At 59.5% G+C, this 18,003-nt stretch carries 12 protein-coding genes; 6 read left to right on the top strand and 6 right to left on the bottom strand.

All coding sequences use genetic code 11. The annotated features are described in order from the left end of the window. The first annotated feature begins 249 nt into the window (after nucleotides 1-249). Nucleotides 250-2,328 carry a cation:proton antiporter domain-containing protein gene (locus ACVWZF_RS03790; protein ID WP_457410876.1) on the top strand — a complete coding sequence of 693 codons (2,079 nt, stop codon included), beginning with the start codon at nucleotides 250-252 and terminating at the stop codon, nucleotides 2,326-2,328. Between the two features lie 179 nt (nucleotides 2,329-2,507). Next, a complete protein-coding gene (gene glyS / locus ACVWZF_RS03785) occupies nucleotides 2,508-4,700 on the top strand; it encodes a glycine--tRNA ligase subunit beta (protein ID WP_457410875.1) in 2,193 nt (730 codons plus the stop codon). A 72-nt stretch (nucleotides 4,701-4,772) separates the two neighbouring features. On the opposite strand, the gene ACVWZF_RS03780 is transcribed toward glyS, so the two are convergent. The 3 genes from ACVWZF_RS03780 to ACVWZF_RS03770 form a co-directional block, all read right to left on the bottom strand. Further along, nucleotides 4,773-5,696 (bottom strand): fructosamine kinase family protein, encoded by a 924-nt coding sequence (locus ACVWZF_RS03780; protein ID WP_457410874.1) that lies wholly within the window; start codon nucleotides 5,694-5,696, stop codon nucleotides 4,773-4,775. Between the two features lie 161 nt (nucleotides 5,697-5,857). After that, complete coding sequence (locus ACVWZF_RS03775) at nucleotides 5,858-6,127, bottom strand: IS630 transposase-related protein (protein WP_414328998.1); 270 nt, start codon at nucleotides 6,125-6,127, stop codon at nucleotides 5,858-5,860. A gap of 224 nt (nucleotides 6,128-6,351) precedes the next feature. Next, nucleotides 6,352-7,644, bottom strand: a complete 1,293-nt coding sequence (locus ACVWZF_RS03770) for a D-alanyl-D-alanine carboxypeptidase (protein WP_457410872.1) — start codon at nucleotides 7,642-7,644, stop codon at nucleotides 6,352-6,354. A gap of 629 nt (nucleotides 7,645-8,273) precedes the next feature. On the opposite strand from ACVWZF_RS03770, the gene ACVWZF_RS03765 reads away from it, so the two are divergent. The 4 genes from ACVWZF_RS03765 (at nucleotide 8,274) to ACVWZF_RS03750 (ending at nucleotide 12,104) form a co-directional block, all read left to right on the top strand. Further along, entirely contained in the window at nucleotides 8,274-8,771 is a 498-nt protein-coding gene (locus ACVWZF_RS03765) for a MarR family winged helix-turn-helix transcriptional regulator (RefSeq protein WP_011434080.1), read from the top strand. 45 nt (nucleotides 8,772-8,816) lie between these two features. Beyond that, nucleotides 8,817-10,010 carry an RNA-guided endonuclease InsQ/TnpB family protein gene (locus tag ACVWZF_RS03760; RefSeq protein WP_011434081.1) on the top strand — a complete coding sequence of 398 codons (1,194 nt, stop codon included), beginning with the start codon at nucleotides 8,817-8,819 and terminating at the stop codon, nucleotides 10,008-10,010. 101 nt (nucleotides 10,011-10,111) lie between these two features. Then, nucleotides 10,112-11,434, top strand: coding sequence for a dihydroorotase (locus ACVWZF_RS03755; RefSeq protein ID WP_457410871.1), 1,323 nt, complete (start codon nucleotides 10,112-10,114; stop codon nucleotides 11,432-11,434). A gap of 268 nt (nucleotides 11,435-11,702) precedes the next feature. Beyond that, nucleotides 11,703-12,104 (top strand): SaoD/DsrE family protein, encoded by a 402-nt coding sequence (locus ACVWZF_RS03750; protein WP_414331634.1) that lies wholly within the window; start codon nucleotides 11,703-11,705, stop codon nucleotides 12,102-12,104. A gap of 15 nt (nucleotides 12,105-12,119) precedes the next feature. Here ACVWZF_RS03750 and clpB read toward each other — a convergent pair whose 3' ends face one another. From clpB to phoU, 3 genes are all read right to left on the bottom strand, one after another. Next, nucleotides 12,120-14,762, bottom strand: coding sequence for an ATP-dependent chaperone ClpB (gene clpB, locus ACVWZF_RS03745; protein WP_457410869.1), 2,643 nt, complete (start codon nucleotides 14,760-14,762; stop codon nucleotides 12,120-12,122). Between the two features lie 199 nt (nucleotides 14,763-14,961). Next, on the bottom strand, nucleotides 14,962-17,247 hold the full coding sequence (locus ACVWZF_RS03740; protein ID WP_457410868.1) for a ribonuclease R family protein: 2,286 nt from the start codon (nucleotides 17,245-17,247) through the stop codon (nucleotides 14,962-14,964). A gap of 67 nt (nucleotides 17,248-17,314) precedes the next feature. Then, a complete protein-coding gene (phoU, locus tag ACVWZF_RS03735) occupies nucleotides 17,315-17,956 on the bottom strand; it encodes a phosphate signaling complex protein PhoU (protein ID WP_414357802.1) in 642 nt (213 codons plus the stop codon). Nucleotides 17,957-18,003 lie beyond the last annotated feature (47 nt).

Genomic DNA, 18,003 nt, shown 5'->3' with positions numbered 1-18,003 from the left:
GCATGTACCCTCTGATTCTAATGCGTGTTTCTCGGGAGTTTCTCTTGCCTTTCTCCGGCCATCCCTGCCCAGCAGTCTTCATTCCCAATGTATTTGATGTGCTTTTAAGTACTTATTAAACGCCCTGCCAGTAATTGAAGGCCGGACAAAGTCTGTGGGGCATCGAGAGCTACTTGGATCTGGAGGGATCTGATAGACTCATGCGGGCGCTTTGCCGGGTCTGTTCATTAGCTGTCTGTCGGGTGATTTATGCTGGCTAACTGGCTGCAAATTTCGGGGATCCCTCTAGCCCTGATCGGCCCTGTTGAGAATCCGGTGCTGGTGTTTTTGATCATCCTGACCATCATGCTGGTGGCTCCCTTGCTATTTGAGCGGCTGCGCCTGCCGGGGATCATCGGGTTAATCTTGGCTGGGCTGGTGGTGGGGCCCTACGGCTTGGGCATCTTGCGGCGGGACGAGACCATCATCCTGCTGGGCACGGTGGGGCTGTTGTTTCTCATGTTCATGGCGGGGCTGGAGACCAGTCTGGAAGATTTGAAGCTCAATGCCGGGAAGGCCACCCTCTTCGGGGCGCTCACCTTTCTGTTGCCCATGCTCATCGGCACAGCAGCCATGTTGGCCATTGGGTATGGCTTTCTGGCGGCGGTGCTGGTGGCCTCTTGTTTTGCCTCTCACACCCTGATCGGTCTGCCCATCATCTCGAAGCTGGGGTTGATGCGCCTGCAGACGGTGACGGCAACTTTGGGGGCCACCCTTATCACGAATGTCCTGGCTTTGTTGGTGCTGGCGGTGGTGGTGCGCGCCCACCAAGGGGAGCTGTCGCTGCGCTTTTGGCTGACGTTGATCCCTTCCATTGCCCTCTACACCTTTGCCACCCTGTGGGGGGTGCCTAAGCTGGGCAGTTGGTTCTTTCAACGCTTTGGTCACGACGAGGGAGCAGAGTTTACTTTCGTGATCGCCACTTTGTTTGTGGTGGCCTACGGAGCGGGGTTGATCGGCATTGAGCCGGTGGTGGGAGCCTTTCTGGCCGGGACGGCCATCACCCCTATCATCCCCCAGCTCAGCCCCCTGATGAACCGGATTCAGTTTATCGGCAACACCCTGTTTGTGCCTTTCTTCTTGATCTCGGTGGGGATGCTGATCAATCCCGGTATTCTCTTGGGGGAGCCGCGCACGCTGCTGGTGGGCGGAGTGATGATCGCAGCGGAGGTGGTGAGCAAGTTTCTGGCCGCTTGGATCCCGGCCCAACTGTTTGGCTGGCGCTTTGCCAGCACGATGATCATGTTCGGTTTGTCGATGGCTCAGGCGGCGGCTACCCTGGCGGCGATCACGGTGGCCTTTCAGGTGGAGTTGGTGGATGAGCTGACGGTGAACGGCACCATTGCCATGATCCTCGTGACCTGTGTTGCCTCGCCTTGGATTGTGGCCCGCTGGGGAGAGCAAATGCAGCCCACCGAGGTGGCCGCAGAGTCCACCGAATTGCCCAAGCCGGATTGGGGAGCTCGCGTCTTGGTGCCGGTGGCCAACCCGGATACCGAAAGCAACCTGCTGCAGTTGGCGTTGATTTTGGCCAAAAAAGATGGGGGAACGCTGCTGCCGCTGCATGTTTTGTCTGACCGTGCTGGGATCTCGCCGGCAGCCCTGGCTCGGCAAGAGCAGTTGTTGACCTTTGCAGAAGCTCTGGCCCACAGCGCCGTGACCCGAGTGGAGCCGATTCGGCGGGTGGATGACTCGGTGGAAAAAGGGATCATTCGCTCGGCGGCGGAACGGCAGGCAACCTTGGTGATCCTGGGCTGGAAGGGCTACTCCACCTATGCGGAGAACTTTTTCGGCAGCATCATCGACGCGGTGGTGCGGCAGGTGGGGATCCCAGTCTTGATTACGCGGTTTCCGGTACCCATCGAGACGGCGCGCCGCATCCTCTTGGTTGCACCGGAGCTGGAGGTCTCTCCCGGATCCCTGCAGCAGACCATTGGGCTGGCGCAAACGCTGGCCGGCGAATTGAAAGCGGGTTTGCAGATCCTGCTGGTGCAAACCCGACCTGGGCGGAAAAGCTCCCCAGCCTTGCCGGCAGAAAGCTATGCTCACCTGCCGGTTCAGCGGGTGCAGGGGGGGGTGGTGGCGGAAGCCTTCAAAGCGCTGCAGCCAGGAGATGTGTTGGTATTGGTTCCCAGCGAAACCGGCAACCGGTCGCGTCTGGGCCGAGAGCCGGAGACCATCGCCCGCAACCGACCCAGCCTTCCCATCATCGTGGTGCATTTGCCACGGGATTCAGCTCATCCCTTGCGCCAAGGAGATGGGGTTCTGGCGGCCGCAGAGCCCACTTGACAGGGATGGCATTGGGGTGTTGTCTGGCGGACTGGAGCTCTTGTCTCAACGACGCCCCGGCTCCCCTGGTAAACTGGGATACCCCAGGTTCGGAGCAGTCGTGAGCCAGAAGGGAGGCCCAGAGCCATAGACTATGTTGATTGAGGAAGTGGGGATAGTGCCCTGCGGAGCACAGGAGTATGGTTGCCTATTTGCTAGAAGTCGGCTGTGAAGAGCTCCCAGCCAGTTTTGTGGATTCGGCTCTGGAGCAGTGGCGAACCGGGATCCCGGCCTCTTTGGCGGAGGCCCATTTGCAAGCGGAGCAGATGCAGCTTTTCGGTACGCCGCGCCGCCTGGCGGTTCTGTTGCAGGGGTTGCCCACCCAGCAGCCGGATCGCACTTTGGAGGTGAAGGGGCCGCCGGTTCAGGTCGCCTACCAAGATGGCCAGCTCACCCCTGCCGGGGAAAAATTTGCCCAAAAACAAGGGGTGGATCCCGGCAGCCTGGAAATCCGGCAAGTGGGCAAGGGATCCTTTGTGTTTGCGGTGCAGCGGGTGCGGGGCCGACCGACGGCAGCCGTGCTCCAGGAACTGGCACCCGCCTGGATTACCAACTTGAGTGGTGAACGGCTGATGCGCTGGGCCTGCGGGGATCTGAAGTTTCCGCGCCCCATCCGCTGGCTGGTCTCCCTTTGGGATGATCAGGTGCTGCCTTTGCTGCTGCCGACCCACGAGGACAATTCCATGCCGGGCTTGGTGGCGGGGCGGGTGAGCCGGGGGCACCGCGTTTTGGGATCCCAGCAGGTTGTCCTGGAGCGGGCCGAGAGCTACGTTCAGCAAATGCAAGAGGCCGGGGTCAGCCCCGATCCAACAGCGCGAGAGGCATACATTCAGGCCGAGGTAACCAAGCTGGCCAGGCAGGTGAATGGGGAAGCGCAGATCCCTGCCCCTCTGCTGCGGGAGGTGGTGCAGTTGGTGGAGTGGCCGACGGCGGTTTTGGGGCGTTTTGAGCCGGAATTTTTGCGCCTGCCGCCGGCGGTGATCGAGACGGTGATGATCATCCACCAACGCTATTTCCCGGTACGGGATGGCCGGGATCCCAGAAAATTGCTGCCCTATTTCATCACCATCTCCAACGGCGACCCCCGGCAATCGGAGCGGATCGGGGCAGGCAACAGCCGTGTGGTGCGGGCGCGCCTGGCGGATGCCCGCTTTTTCTACGAAGAGGATCGGCGGATCCCCTTGGCGCAGCGGGTGGAACGCCTGCAGGCGGTTACTTTTGCCGAAGGGCTGGGATCCATGCGGGACAAGGTGGAGCGCATCCGCCACATCAGCCGCCTCATTGCTGCTGCCTTGAACTTGGATGCCCAGGAACAAGCGCTGGTGGAGCGCACGGCTTACCTGTGCAAGGCGGATCTGGTTACCCAAATGGTGTACGAATTCCCGGAGCTGCAGGGGATCATGGGGGCCGACTACGCTCGGCAGGATGGGGAACCGGAGGCGGTAGCCGAGGGGATTGAGCAACACTACTGGCCTTTGGGAGCGGGGGACGCTTTGCCCACAGCACTGACGGGGCGGGTGGTGGGCTGGGCGGATCGCCTGGATACCTTGGTGGGCATGTTTCGCTTGGGGCGGATCCCCACCGGCTCCTCGGATCGCTTTGCCCTGCGGCGGGCCGCCAACAGCCTGGTGCTGGTTGCCTGGGATGCCGGCTGGACTTTTGACTTCAACTTGCTGTTGCAGAGCGTGGTGCAGGACTATGCCTTTGGCGATGTCCACACCTTGCGAGCCTTGCAGGAGTTTTTGGCCCAACGGATACAGACCCTTTTGCAGGAGGAAAAACGGATTGATTACGACTTGGTCAGGGCTGTGGTGGGGGATCCCGAGTCGGTCAAAGCGGAGGATCCCCAGAAGGCCGAACTCACCTTGCGGGCCCTGGGCAACCTGCCCTTGACTTTGCTGCGGGCGGAGTACCTGCAACACCTGCGGGCCACTGGGGAATTGGCGGATCTCTATCCCACCCTCAATCGCTGCGCCCGCCTGGCAGCCCAAGGGGACTTGGACTACGGTGTAACAGATCCAGCAGCTGCCGTGGATCCCGACCAGTTGCAGGAGGCGGCAGAAAGGGAGTTGTACGAGGCTTGCCAGAAAATCTATCGTCTGGGGGTGGAGCCGGCCTTACGGGGAGATTTTGTTCCCTTGGTGGAAGCTCTGCAAGCGGCAGCCCCTCAGGTAGCCCAGTTTTTTGAAGCCGTTCTGGTGATGGATCCGGATCCTGGTCGGCGGGCCAACCGGCTTAATTTGCTGGGGGTATTGCGCAATCAGTCCCGCCTGTTGGGGGACATGGGGGCTGTGGTCATGGCAGGGGAATCCTCGCCGGAGAAGACCTCCTAGCTGGCCAATCCAGACACGCTTGGAACCCTCACTCCCGGCCCCTCGGGAGCTTGGGAATGGACATGCAACCTATTATCCAAGGAAGCGCAGACATTGCCGCAAAGCCCGCTGCACCGAGGCCAGGTAGCCCTCTCCAAACAGGTTGAGATGGTTGAGCCAGTGGTAGAGCTGGTAGAGGGGCTTGCGGTGGGGATACCCCTCGTCCAAGGGGTAGGCCTGCTGATAAGCCCGATAGAACTCCGGCGGAAAGCCGCCAAACAGTTCTGTCATCGCCAGATCCGTCTCTCGATCCCCGTAGTAGGTGGCCGGATCGAAAATCACCGGGGATCCATCGGCCAAGGCCCCGTAGTTGCCGCCCCACAGATCTCCATGCAACAGAGCGGGTTCTGGCCTGTAGTCCTGAAAAAAGGCTTCCAGCTCCGCCATTACCCGTTCGGCTTGGGCCACCCACGTGCCGCGATACCCCTGTTGGCAAGCCAATTTCACCTGGTAGAGCAGACGCTGTTCCCGATAAAAATCCGGCCAATTCTGCCGCCAACTGTTGATCTGCGGCGTGGAGCCGATGGTGTTGTCCCGCTCCCAGCCGTAGCTGCCGTTGGGGGATAGGGTGCGGTGCAACTGGGCCAACTGGGATCCCAATAAACCCGCAGTGTGCGGACGGGGCGAGGTTAGCTCCAGGTATTCCAGCACCAAGTAAGCCTGCTCTCCTACGGATCCCCAGATGATGGGCTGGGGCACGCGAATGGCCTGGGCAGCCGCTAGGGTTTGCAAGCCCGCAGCTTCCGCTGCAAACATCTCCAGCGCCCTTTCTCCCCCACGGGCCAATTTGACGAAGTAGTCTTTTACCCCTTCTGCAAGAGGGCTTTGGGAAGCGCAGGAAAACCGATAGGTGGCGTTGATGCTGCCTCCGCCCACAGAACGATACTGTAGGGGCTGGATGGGATCCCCTGTTGCTTCTGAAAGGTGCTGGGCGATGGTCTGCCAAAGAGTTTGCATCAGCAGCAAAAGTCAATTGTCGGAGAAAAACAGGTACTTATGGTCATTTCGGGTAGTCATTTCAGGTTAGGGTGAGACGCCTGAGCCATTGCCTGGGCCATTGAGAAAAGCCCTATGGCCCCGTGCATTCAAAGTTTTAGGTGTGGGCGCAGTCTCCTGGTTTAATTGAAATGACCATAACTCTTTTTTTGTGCTACTTTCACCTTCTCATTCTCAAGAGCACAGTCAATAGCGCGAGGACTCCGTCCCGCTGGCAGGACGGGTTGGACGCCAGACCGGGCTCTATCCTTCAGTCGAGCTTCTGGGTACTGGTCTCCGTCTTGCTGCAGGGCAGCCGAGTCTATCTTGCGCTTGCGGGTCTTGACTTTTGTCGGCCTCAGGTCTTCTCGGTTCAGCCAGCGATAAACTGTTGCACGACTAACCTTGTTCATCCGTGCAACTGCTCCCTTCCTGGACATACCCTATGACTCTCTCTCAGGTCTAAGCTTCCTCCTGAGGTCTACCTCCATGCCTTCTTAGCTGCAGGGCCGTCTCATTCTTAAATGAATTGACCCTGTTCCTAACCTGTGGGGCTCTGGGGTCTTGAGCTTCCGCCTCCTATGGGGAAAGTGGGGGGAGAGCTGTATCTCAAATTAAGTTCGAATTGAGGTCAGCATTAGCGGCGGAGAGGCTCAGAAATGGCCACCACATCCTGCAGAAACTGATCCTGTTGCTGGCGCAAAATGCCCAGGTCAGGACCTTGGTTGAGCAGGACAAAGTGGATGCCATTCGGCAGCTGCCCCATCGTCATCAGCCGATCCGCAGCGGATCCCACCTGAGCAGCCGTGCCTGGGGGCAAGGTGCGCGCCCGCAGGGTGCTGTGGCCAGTGCCCGCTCTGGGCAAGATCCGAGTCGGATCCCCATCTGTGAAATCTACCAGGTGTTCCCAGAGATGAGCTAGGGCGCGGGGGGAAAGGTACAGCGCTCGCCCTCTTTGCCCCAGGCGAATGTCTTGCTCGGCGGGGGCCATTTGGGAATCCAGGCGGGAAATGGGCTGAGCCACCAACCGCTGCCGCAGGTACTCCAGCAGGGCTGTTTCGCCCCCCAGTTCCGCCAACAGGGCTTCTGCCATGGCTCGGTCGTTGCTGCCATTGAGGATCTGCAACAGGGATCCCAGCCGTAGCGAGGTGTAGCTGGCCAGGCAGTGGGCGTCCGCGGGGAGGGCTGTTAGGACTGACACCGAGCCGCGAATGACAACCGGATGGGGTTGTTGAGTATTGCTGAGGAGTTCTGCCAAACGCTGAGCGCCGCCCAAAGGATCGGGTTGGCCCAGCAAACGGAAGGGGGGCAACACCTTCACATCCCCGTCGATCTGGCGAATGTTGAGGCTATGCAAATGGCGGGCCAGCTCTGCCACATTCGCTTCCGTGAAATAGGGATCCCCGCCACCCACCAGGATCAAATCTCCCGTCAAGCGATGGCCCAACCGATGGCCTGTGGTGTAGAAGCGGGTCTCAAAGCGATGCTCGTAACCCCAAGTCTCCAGGGCCATCAAGCTGATGGCCAACTGATCCAAGGCTCCCACCGGCAAAGGTCGATCCAGCCCATGCTCCGCCAACAGCTCCCCTTCCGGCGTCCAGAGCAGGATCCCCTGTTGAGAGAGCGCTCCCCCTTGGGCCGCCAATCCTTGCAAAAAGCCGGACAAGACCGAAGCGTAAGGAGAATCTTCCCACTGCGGCGATTGGGCGCGGGGCCACCAAGGGGGAAGGCCCGGAGTCCCACTTGGGGAAGGCAGCGGCGGCGGTGGAGTGGGGATGGGGGGGAAGGGATTCTGAGTCAATGTGGGAGACTCGACTTCAGCACCTGTGGGGTTGCTCCAGCAGGCCCCCAAGGCCAAAGCACCAGCTAACGGGATCCCTGCCCAGAGGAGACGACGATGGGAGCGCAACCCCTGTGGGATAAGCGGCATGATGACCTCACAAAGACACTTGCAAAGGACAACGGGCTGGCAAAAGACTTGACGCTACTCTAGTGCCATCCGAACTGCCTTGGCAAATCTCTGTGCCAGCCTTTTCCAGCGTTATCGACTCCGGCCAAGGCAAGCCCATCTTTTGCTTGTCAGGGATCCCAGTCGGCTGTGACGTAAACTACCCGACACCAACCGCTAGGCGGTACGGAGCGGGCTTTTAGTAGCCCTGCAGTTAGCAAGCCAACCACGAGCCTCTGGGGTGGTTTACAGCACCCCCAATCGACCGTTACCAGTGCCTTAAACAACCGTTTCTGGTGTCCGCAGTATTATTATAGCATTCCTCCCGACACCGACCCTACGGGTACAGTGCGGGGCTCCTGCAATTTCTAGCTGATGGGTAGCCAAAAAATGTTGTGTGGCCTGATGGATATCTTTATGGATATCTTTTGCAACTGTAATGGCCGCAGATCGTCTGTTGGCTGTGCAAGGGCTAGGCCGTACTGCAGATCACACAACCTTCTCGGCAAACCGTAAGCTCCTTCTCTCCTTCTCCTCAGTAAAAGATAAAATAGGGCGATTTAGATTCCGAGCATTCCAGGCCGCCGATGGGAAACAGTCAAACCGGGGAGATGGTTCAATCGGAAAAGCAGGCTTTCCTGGAACGGTGGCATGACATTCTCGCCCCCAACTCCCTGGGCTACCGCATTCGATTGTTGTCTCAATTGGTGCGGCGGAAGTTGCAGTCTCATTTGGAGCCTTTTGGCCTGACCATCTCCCATTGGGTGGTGCTCTGCTGCCTTTGGGAAGAAGACGGGATCCCTACTTCCACTATTTGTGAGCGCTTGCAGCAGTTGGGGGGCACCATGACCGGGGTGTTGGATGGCATGGAAAAACGGGAGCTGATCCGGCGGCAGCGAGATCCTGAGGATCGGCGGATTTGGCGGGTCTACCTCACACCTGCAGGGGAGGAGCTGAAAGACGTTTTACCCCCTCTGATTTGGCAGTTGCGGGAGCAAACCTACGGCTGTCTCAGCCTAGAAGAACAGGCAACCCTCTCGCGGTTGGTGGATCGGCTGATCGCCCATCTGTCAGCTAGAAATCGCAGGAGCCCCGCACTGTACCCGTAGGGTCAGTGCCGGGAGGAATGCGCTTTGATGAAGTACAATGAACTTATGACCCAAGTCCTGACCGTATCCTGCAAGCTCAAGGCGTCCCAGTCGCAAGCCGCCAAATTGGACGCGACTTTGGAGGCTTTTGGCCAAGCCTTGAATTGGGTCAACCAGAACACGCCGGAGAAAGTCGCCAACGCCGTTAAGCTCCAGTCTCTGTGCTACCGCGAAATCCGTGCCCGGTTCGGCTTATCCAGTAACTTGGCTCAGCAGGTCTGCAGACGGCTGGCCGGCGCCCGTAAAGTTGCCCAACAGAAAAACCGCCCCGTCAAAGCGTTCAAAGGGGGCTTCGCTACCTACGACGCTCGTATCTTTTCGTTCCGCGAGAAAGACTGGACGGTGTCGCTGACCACGGTGGAGGGTCGGGAGCGCTTTGAGCTGGCGATTGGCCGCTACCAGAGAGAACGGCTGGCTGGTTCCAACCCCAAATCTGCCACCCTGGTCAAGCGTAAAGACGGCTCCTACTCCATTCAAATCTGTGTGGAAGCGGAGCCATCCCCGCCGCAACGCACGGGCAGAGTGCTGGGGGTGGACTTGGGGAGGACGGATATTGCCCATACGTCAGAAGGGGACAACTGGAATGGACAGCAGTTGAACCGAGTCCGAGACCACTACTCCCGATTGAGGGCGGTACTCCAACGCAAAGCCAGTAAGGGCACACGCAGTTCGCGGCGCAGATGCCGTCAACTGTTGCAACGGCTGTCTGGCAAGGAGAGACGCTTTCAGGCGTGGGTCAATCATCGCATCTCCAAAGCTATTGTCTCTAGGGCAAAAGCTACCAACAGCGCTATCGCCCTGGAAGACCTGACAGGGATCCGGAAAAGAGTCAATCAACAGCCGCGCAGCAAAGCCGAGCGGCGCAGGGCCAACAGTTGGGCGTTCTACCAACTACGCCAGTTTCTGGAATACAAGGCGAGGGTTGCAGGGGTTTCTCTGATTCCTGTGCCGCCTGCTTACACGTCGCAGACCTGTCACCGGTGCTTACACATCCACCCTGAGCAGGGCAAGTCCTACCGCAGTGGCAAGTCGTTCAAGTGTGGGCACTGTGGATGGGAAGGGGATGCGGATTTGAATGGTGCGAATGTGATTGCGCTCTTGGGGGCTGTCGTAAACCAGCCTAGAGGTTCGGGCCTGTTTTGTTCTCTGGTAGAGCAGAACAGGCTCAGGGCTACTGAAAGCCCGCTCCGTACCGCTTAGCGGTCGGAGCCGGGTAGTTTACTGGATCCAGATGCGGCTGTGCTGGCGGAGCCAAGTCAATAGTCTTTATCTTGAGAGCGCCTTTGGGGGAGGGCGGAGCTTTGTCTGGAGATTTGCTGATCCGAAATGCTGAGCTGCTGGTGCCGGAAGGGGATCCCTGGCGGGGAGATGTGCTGGTGCGGGAGGGGCGCATTGCCCAAATCGGCCCAAACCTCTCGCCAGAAGGGGTGGCCAAGGTCATCGACGCCGAGGGCCATACCCTGATGCCGGGGGTTATCGATCCCCAAGTTCACTTTCGCGAGCCTGGCCGCGAGCACAAAGAAGACCTCCAGACGGGATCCTGGGCCTGTGCCCGGGGCGGGGTGACCAGCTTTTTGGAGATGCCCAACACCGACCCGCTGACGATTGACCAAGCGACGCTGGATGACAAGCTGGCCCGTGCGGCCAGCAAGTGTGTGGTCAATTACGGCTTTTTTATCGGGGCCACTGCCGATAACTTAGAAGAGTTGCAAACGGTGCAGGGAGCCTGTGGCATCAAAATCTTCATGGGATCCATGCATGGGCCCCTGTTGGTGGATGATCAGGCGGCGCTGGAGCGGATTTTCGGGGAAACGGATCCCAACTTTTTAATTGCCGTCCATGCCGAAGATTTGTCTCGCATCACAGCTCGTAAGGCCCTGTTTGCCGGACGCACAGACGTAGCTGTTCACTCGCAAATTCAGGACGAGGAATCGGCCCTGATCGCCTCACGGCGGGCTTTGGACTTGGCCACCCGCTACCGCCATCGCCTACACATTTTGCACCTTTCCACCGGCCTAGAGGTCGAGCTGCTGCGCCAGCACAAGCCGGCCTGGGTGACGGCAGAGGTGACCCCCCAACACCTACTGCTCAGCACCGCCGATTACGCTCGTCTGGGATCCCTGGCCCAGATGAACCCCCCCCTGCGGGATCCCGCTAACCTGGCCCAACTGTGGCAGGGGCTGCACGACGGGATCCTGGATTGCATTGCCACCGACCATGCCCCTCATACTTTGGAAGAAAAGGCTCAGCCCTACCCCCACTCCCCTTCCGGTATGCCCGGCGTGGAAACCGCTTTGCCTCTGATGCTGACGGCAGCCCAGCAGGGGCGTTGTACGCTGGCGCAGGTGGTGCAGTGGATGTGTGAGGCGCCGGCCCGCCTCTACCGGATCCCCAACAAAGGGCGGCTGCAGGTGGGCTACGACGCCGACCTGGTGCTGGTGGATCGCCACACACCCAAACCGGTGCGGCGGGAAGAGCTGCTGACCAAATGCGGCTGGAGTCCCTTCGAGGGCTGGGAATTGGTGGGCTGGCCCCTAGTCACGATCGTGGGCGGACAGATTGCCTTTCAAAACGGCCAGGTGGATCCCTCGGTGCGGGGAAAGGCTCTTCAGTTTCAGCGCTAGCCAGGGATCCCTGCTATCCCGCAAGAGCTTCCGATAGCAGCAGGACAGAAGTGGCGCAGTAGCCTATCCTAGCTTCCCTCTCCCTTTGTGGGAGAGAAGCCAGGCCTGAGGGCGGGATGGCGCAAAAGCATCAGGAACGGTCTCAGGCTGGTTTGCCGATCACCACACACCTCGGCCTGCTGGGTCCGGCAACTCTGGCCCAGAAACTCGTGTTACTCTGAAAATGATAATTACTGATAATCAAAATTGAAAACGGCAAGGGGGCCTCATGAAAGTTGCCTACGTGTTCACTCACCCTCGCTGCGGCACCTATAAGTTGGGCCAGATGATCCTGCCTCAGCTAGAAGCAGGGGTGCATGGAGCGCAGGTGGTGGGCATGTTCTTTTTCGACGACAACTGCTTTGTTTTGCGGCAGGGGGATCCCATTGGCGAGCGCTTGGCCAAAGTTGCCCAAGAGCAAAACATCCTGCTGATGATGTGTGACATGTGCGCTCTGGAGCGCAACCTAGCCGAAGGGGAACCCCGCTGGTGCGACGCTCAAGGACGCGGGCGCAGAGAGCCAGCTCGGTGCGTTCCCAAAAACGTCGTCAAAGGAGTGCAGGTGGGCTGTTTCCCTGACCTCTACGAGGCCTTGAAGGACAACCCACCTGACCAAGTGATTACGCTTTGACGGAAGGACCCCGACTTAGCTGACGGCCACAGCCGCCGGCGGCTCTTGGCTGGGCTGAGAGCCGATCTTGCGGAAGATCAACCGCTCGTTGGCTACATCCACCAAAATGCGGTCGCCGGGTAGGAACTCGTTTTCCAGCAGCTTGGTGGCAATGGGATTTTCGATCTCCCGCTGGATCACCCGCTTCAGGGGACGGGCCCCGAACACTGGGTCGTAGCCCACCTCTGCCAGGTAGTCCTTGGCTTCTTCGGTGAGCAGGATCTCGATTTGCTGATCTGCCAGCAGCTTTTCCACCCGCTGCATTTGCAGGCCGACAATCTGGCGAATTTGCTCTTTGGTGAGGGCATGGAAGATGATCAGCTCGTCCACCCGGTTAAGGAACTCCGGTCGGAAGTGGTGCCGCAGCATGGCCAGCACCTGAGTTTTCATCTCCTCGTAGCGGCTTTCATCGGCCCCAATTTCCAGGATGAGGTCGCTGCCGATGTTGCTGGTCATGATGATGATGGTGTTTTTGAAGTCCACTGTCCGCCCTTGGGAGTCGGTGATGCGGCCATCGTCCAGCACCTGCAGCAGGATGTTGAAGACATCCGGGTGGGCTTTTTCCACCTCGTCAAACAGCACCACCGAGTAGGGGCGTCGCCGCACCGCCTCGGAGAGCTGCCCGCCTTCTTCGTAGCCCACGTAGCCTGGAGGAGCTCCGATTAGACGAGAGACCGAGTGCTTCTCCATGTACTCGGACATGTCGATGCGCACCATCGCCTCGGAAGTGTCGAAGAGGAACTCCGCCAAAGCACGGGCCAGCTCGGTTTTCCCCACGCCAGTGGGCCCCATGAACAAGAACGAGCCGATGGGACGATTGGGATCCTTCAGGCCGGCCCGGGCGCGCCGAATGGCTGCCGCTACGGCGGCTACCGCCTCGTCTTGGCCCACCACCCGCTGGTGCAAATGGGCTTCCAGGCGCAGCAGCTTCTGCTTTTCCGACTCCATCAGGCTGGTGACTGGGATCCCGGTCCAGCGGGAGACGATCTCAGCGATATCTTCAGGAGTCACTTGCTCCCGCAGCAGCGGCTCGCCGTTGGTCTGCAGCTTGGCCAGGTGAGCCTCCTGCTCTTGGATTTGCCGCTCCAATTCCATCAGCTTGCCGTACTTGAGCTCGGCAGCGCGGTTGAGGTCATATTTTTGTTCAGCCTGTTCGATTTGAAGCTTGACGGCGTCCCGCTCGGCTTTAAGGCTTTGCAGGCGTTCGATAGCCTCTTTTTCAAATTGCCAGCGAGCATTCAACTCCCGTTGTCGCTCCGTCAGGTTGGCCAGCTCCTGCTCAATTTTGCTGAGGCGATCTCTAGAGGCAGCATCATCTTCTTTTTTCAGGGAGAGCTCCTCCATCTGCAGTTGCATGATGCGCCGGTCGATCTCGTCCAGCTCGACGGGCTTGGAGGTGATCTCCATTTTCAGCTTGGCCGCCGCTTCGTCCACCAGGTCGATGGCTTTGTCGGGCAGGAAGCGCTCGGAGATGTAGCGGTTGGAGAGCACCGCTGCCGCCACCAAGGCGGAGTCGCTGATTTTCACCCCATGGTGCAGCTCGTAGCGCTCTTTGAGGCCGCGCAGGATGGAGATGGTATCTTCCACCGAAGGCTGATCCACGTACACCGGCTGAAAGCGGCGTTCTAGGGCCGCATCTTTTTCGATGTGCTTGCGGTATTCATCCAGGGTGGTGGCGCCGATACAGCGCAACTCGCCCCGCGCCAGCATGGGTTTGAGCAAGTTGCCGGCATCCATGGCCCCTTCGCCGGCCCCGGCGCCGACAACGGTGTGCAACTCGTCGATGAAGAGGATGATCTGGCCTTCGGATTCAGTGACCTCTTTGAGCACAGCTTTGAGGCGGTCTTCAAATTCCCCGCGGTACTTGGCCCCGGCAATGAGAGCGCCCATGTCCAGAGCAATGACTCGCCGGTTTTTCAGAGACTCCGGCACATCTCCCCGGTTGATGCGCTGGGCTAGGCCCTCCACAATGGCTGTTTTCCCCACGCCGGGTTCGCCGATGAGGACGGGGTTGTTTTTGGTGCGGCGGGAGAGCACCTGAATGACGCGGCGGATCTCGTCATCTCGCCCGATCACCGGATCCAGCTTCCCTTCGCGGGCCGCCTGGGTGAGATCGCGGCCATAGCGCTCCAGGGCTTCGTAGCGGGATTCGGGGTTTTTGTCGGTGACCCGCTGTTTGCCTCGCACCTCTTTGATGACCGGTTTGAGGCGCTCTACCGTCAGGCCCAGGGGTGCCAAGACCCGCTTGCCCACCCGCTCATCTTGCAGGGATCCCAAAAACAAGTGCTCCACCGAGATGAAGTCATCGCCGTACTCTTTGCGAAACTCCTCGGCCCGATCCAGGGTGGTTTCCAGGCCGCGACCCAAGTAGAGCTGATCCACCCGCGCCAACTTGGGCTGCTGGTTGATGAAGCTTTCCACTTTATCCCGCACCAGCCTCGGATCGATACCTGCCCGTTGCAGGAGGGTTTGGGTGAGCCCCCCCTCTTGATCCAGAAGGGAGATCAGCAAATGCTCGGTTTCCAACTGTTGCTGCTGGTGCCGCCGGGCCACATCTTGGGATTGGACAATGGCGCTCCAAGCTTTTTCGGTAAATTGGTTGGGATTGGTGGGCTGCATAGGAGTTCGGCAGAGCTTTGCTACTCAGTATAGGAAGGCAATACAGACACAGGGAGCACCCTGGACTCTTTCGGGGCAGTAGAGCTGGGTGCCGGAAGCTCCGGTAGGATCTTCCTGATCTAGGTATCGCCTATTTTGCCAGAGCCAGAGTTCGCAACAACCGTCCTCTCCAGCTGCGATCCATGGAGGGATCCCCGCCTTATTCTTCTTCTTCGTAGGGACGGCCTTCCCCGATTACCGCCAGGTCAATTTGTTGGCGGTAGTAATCCACGTTCTTAATCTGCACCTCCACCCGATCCCCCAGGCGGAACTGGCGCCGACTCTTGCGTCCCACCAGCGCCTGCTGGCGACTGCGGTACTCGTACCAGTCGTTTTTCAGGGTGCTGACCCGCACCAAGCCTTCCGCCAAGATGGGATCCACCTGGACAAAAAAGCCGTAGTTCTGGACGCCGATGATCAGGCCGGGGAACACCTCTCCCAGGTGCTTTTGCATGAACTCAGAGCGCTTCAGGCCCATCAGCTCCCGCTCCGCCTGCTGCCGGATCCGGTACCCCTCCTGAATTTTGGGCAGTTGCGCCTGGAGAAACGCCTGCCATTCCTCCTGCACCTTGGGCGGCAACACCTGCCAGTCGATTTGGCCGTAGCCGCTGGGGCCGTGCAGATCCACCACGGTTTTGGAGCGAGAGCTGCGGCGCTCGCGTCCTTTGCTCAGGGCCAGGTGCAGAGCACGCAAATTGAGCAAGTCGGCATAGCGGCGCAAGGGGGCCGTAAAGGTGGCGTAGGGTTCTTTGAGGCCCAACCCAAAATGGCCGAGTTGCTCTTCCAGAGGCTGGAGGCGATACTCCACCGGGGGCAAGGTGGCCAGCATCTGCGCCACCAAGGCCGGGCTCGCGCCAGAGGCCAACACATCGGGAGCGGTGATGCGGGCACAAATCCGCTGCCAGTCCGCCAGAGTTACGACAGCGGGATCTTGCAAATTCAGATCCAGCTTCATGGCATTGGCCAGGCGCAAAAAGCTCTGCAGGGCCTCGGCGGCAGGGGCAGGCTGCACGCGGGCCAAAGAAGGGATCCCCAACTGGCGCAAATGGTGGCCCAGGATTTGGTTGGCCAGCAGGAGAATTTCCGTCATCAGGGCATGGGCGCCGAGGCGATCGCTGATCAAGAGGGGGCCGTAGCCGCTTTCATCGGCAGAGTGGGGAGTGAGCAAATCCAACAGGGGCAGGTCAAATCCCCCCGCCTGGTGACGTTTGGCCCGCAGGATCTGGCTGAGGCGCAGCAGATTTTGCAGCAGGGCCATCAACTCCGGCACTTCTTCGTCGGGGCCCAAGTCGGCGGTGGTGGCCAAAAGAGCCTGCACCTGACCATAGGACAGGTGAGCCCGCGATTGCACCAGGCTGGGGTAAATCTCGAAGTTTTGTACCACCCCTTCTGGGTCGAGGGTCACTAGCAGTGAATAGGCCAAGCGCTCCTGCTGTGGCAACAGAGCCAGGCGGTTGTGCACCTCCGGCGGAAAGAGAGGCAGCACCATCGTATCGAGGTAGACGGTGGCCGTCCGCTGCTGAGCCTCTTGCTCCAAGGGGTGGTCGGGATCCAGCCAATGGGCCACGTCAGCAATGTGGATCCCCAGCAGCCAGTGGTCATTCTCTTGCCGCTGCAAGGAAACAGCCACGTTGGGTTCCAAGCCGTGGGGATGCTGCAGATCCAAAGGCTCCAAAGTGATGCAAAACCAATCGCGCAGATCGCGGCGGCCCTTTTGGTCAGAGCGGCTGAGCTTTTTGGGCAGAGCTGCTGCTGCCTCCAACACCGGGGCGGGAAACTCCTGCGGTAGGTCGTACTTGCAACAGACCAAATCTGCATCGATGGAGGCCTCTGGGCCGTCGCCCAAAATTTTGCGAATGGTTCCGGTTGGGGGCAGATCCCCCAGCGGGTAGCGATTCACCTCCACATAGGCCACCCGACCTTCCGCCAGCTCGACAGGGGATCCCTCCGTCAGGGCCAGCTCGAACAGCAGCCGGTCATCCAAGGGCACAACCCGAAAACCCTGTTCCGTCTGTTTGAGGCGACCCACCAGGGCAGAATTGGCCCGCTCCACAACGGCCACCACCTCTCCCTCAGGGCTGCGGCGACGGTTGCCATCTTTGGTGACCCGCGCCAACACCTGATCCCCATTCCAGGCGCCGCTGAGGTTGCTGCCGTGGATGTACACATCCTCCACCCCCGGCTCGTCCCGAATGGCGAAGCAAAAGCCTTTGCTGGAACAGCGCAAACGCCCCACCACCAAAGATTCGTCCGGCTTGCGCCGATAACGGGGTGGATCCCCGGATCGTTCCAGAAACCCGGCCCGCACCAGGCCATCTAGGGCAATCTCGAGCATTTCCGGCGCTTCTGGGTCGGGGGACTGCAAGAGGGCAAGAAGAGTATCTTTGTCGGTCAATTGCTCGGGAGGCTGAGAGAGAAAATGCTGAAAAATTCGAGAGAAGTCCATTTTGGGTATTGGCAAAAGAGAAGAGAAGAAGAGGGGTTAAGACATCGCAAGACCCAACCCGTTGGCGTTAGTCACGCTGGCCGGTGACGATAAAAGCTACCCGCTGACCGATGTTGGTGCTGTGGTCGGCCAGACGCTCCAGGTAACGGATCGCCAGCAACATCAATAGAATAGGCTCGACCGATCCGCGAATGTCAGACTGCTGCGCCAACGTATTGTAAAGGTTAGTGTAATCTTCATCAACGGCGTCGTCTTCCCGCTTCAGTTGTCGGCCCAGGTCAGCATCCAATTCCGTCAGGGCCACCAGGCTGTGGCTGAGCATTTTCTGGCAACGCTGCATCATCACCTGAATACGACCCAGCTCCGGGGGCGGCGGGTACATGACCAAGCGCAGGGCCACTTCGGCCAAATCTTTGGCGTAGTCGCCAATCCGCTCCAGATCGCGTACCAGTTGCATCAGGGTACTGATCCAGCGCAGATCCCGCGCCACCGGGGAGCGCAAGGCAATCAAATTAATACAGTCTTTCTCGATTTGACGATAAAAACGGTCAATTTGCTTGTCTTGGGCGATCACCTGTTCGGCGGCGGCCAAGTTCTGTTCAAACAGGGCCTGCTGGGCCAAGACCACCGACTTTTCCACCAGCGCCCCCATGCGCAGCACGTCCTGCTGTACCCGTTTGATGTGAAGTTGCAGCTCGGCTTGCCCCATGGCTTTCTCCCATGAATGTGGGCAGGGGGGAAATGTCTGCAGTCGTT

This window comes from Thermostichus sp. OS-CIW-30 (assembly GCF_054060215.1).
This window is presented reverse-complemented; position numbering and strand designations above follow the sequence as displayed.

Coding starts and splice junctions, on each gene's coding strand:
- glyS (WP_457410875.1), top strand. CDS start 2,508: ATGGTTGCCTATTTGCTAGAAGTCGGCTGTGAAGAGCTCCCAGCCAGT.
- ACVWZF_RS03775 (WP_414328998.1), bottom strand. CDS start 6,127: ATGAACAAGGTTAGTCGTGCAACAGTTTATCGCTGGCTGAACCGAGAA.
- ACVWZF_RS03740 (WP_457410868.1), bottom strand. CDS start 17,247: ATGGACTTCTCTCGAATTTTTCAGCATTTTCTCTCTCAGCCTCCCGAG.
- ACVWZF_RS03760 (WP_011434081.1), top strand. CDS start 8,817: ATGACCCAAGTCCTGACCGTATCCTGCAAGCTCAAGGCGTCCCAGTCG.
- phoU (WP_414357802.1), bottom strand. CDS start 17,956: ATGGGGCAAGCCGAGCTGCAACTTCACATCAAACGGGTACAGCAGGAC.
- ACVWZF_RS03750 (WP_414331634.1), top strand. CDS start 11,703: ATGAAAGTTGCCTACGTGTTCACTCACCCTCGCTGCGGCACCTATAAG.
- ACVWZF_RS03770 (WP_457410872.1), bottom strand. CDS start 7,644: ATGCCGCTTATCCCACAGGGGTTGCGCTCCCATCGTCGTCTCCTCTGG.
- ACVWZF_RS03790 (WP_457410876.1), top strand. CDS start 250: ATGCTGGCTAACTGGCTGCAAATTTCGGGGATCCCTCTAGCCCTGATC.
- ACVWZF_RS03780 (WP_457410874.1), bottom strand. CDS start 5,696: ATGCAAACTCTTTGGCAGACCATCGCCCAGCACCTTTCAGAAGCAACA.
- ACVWZF_RS03765 (WP_011434080.1), top strand. CDS start 8,274: ATGGTTCAATCGGAAAAGCAGGCTTTCCTGGAACGGTGGCATGACATT.
- clpB (WP_457410869.1), bottom strand. CDS start 14,762: ATGCAGCCCACCAATCCCAACCAATTTACCGAAAAAGCTTGGAGCGCC.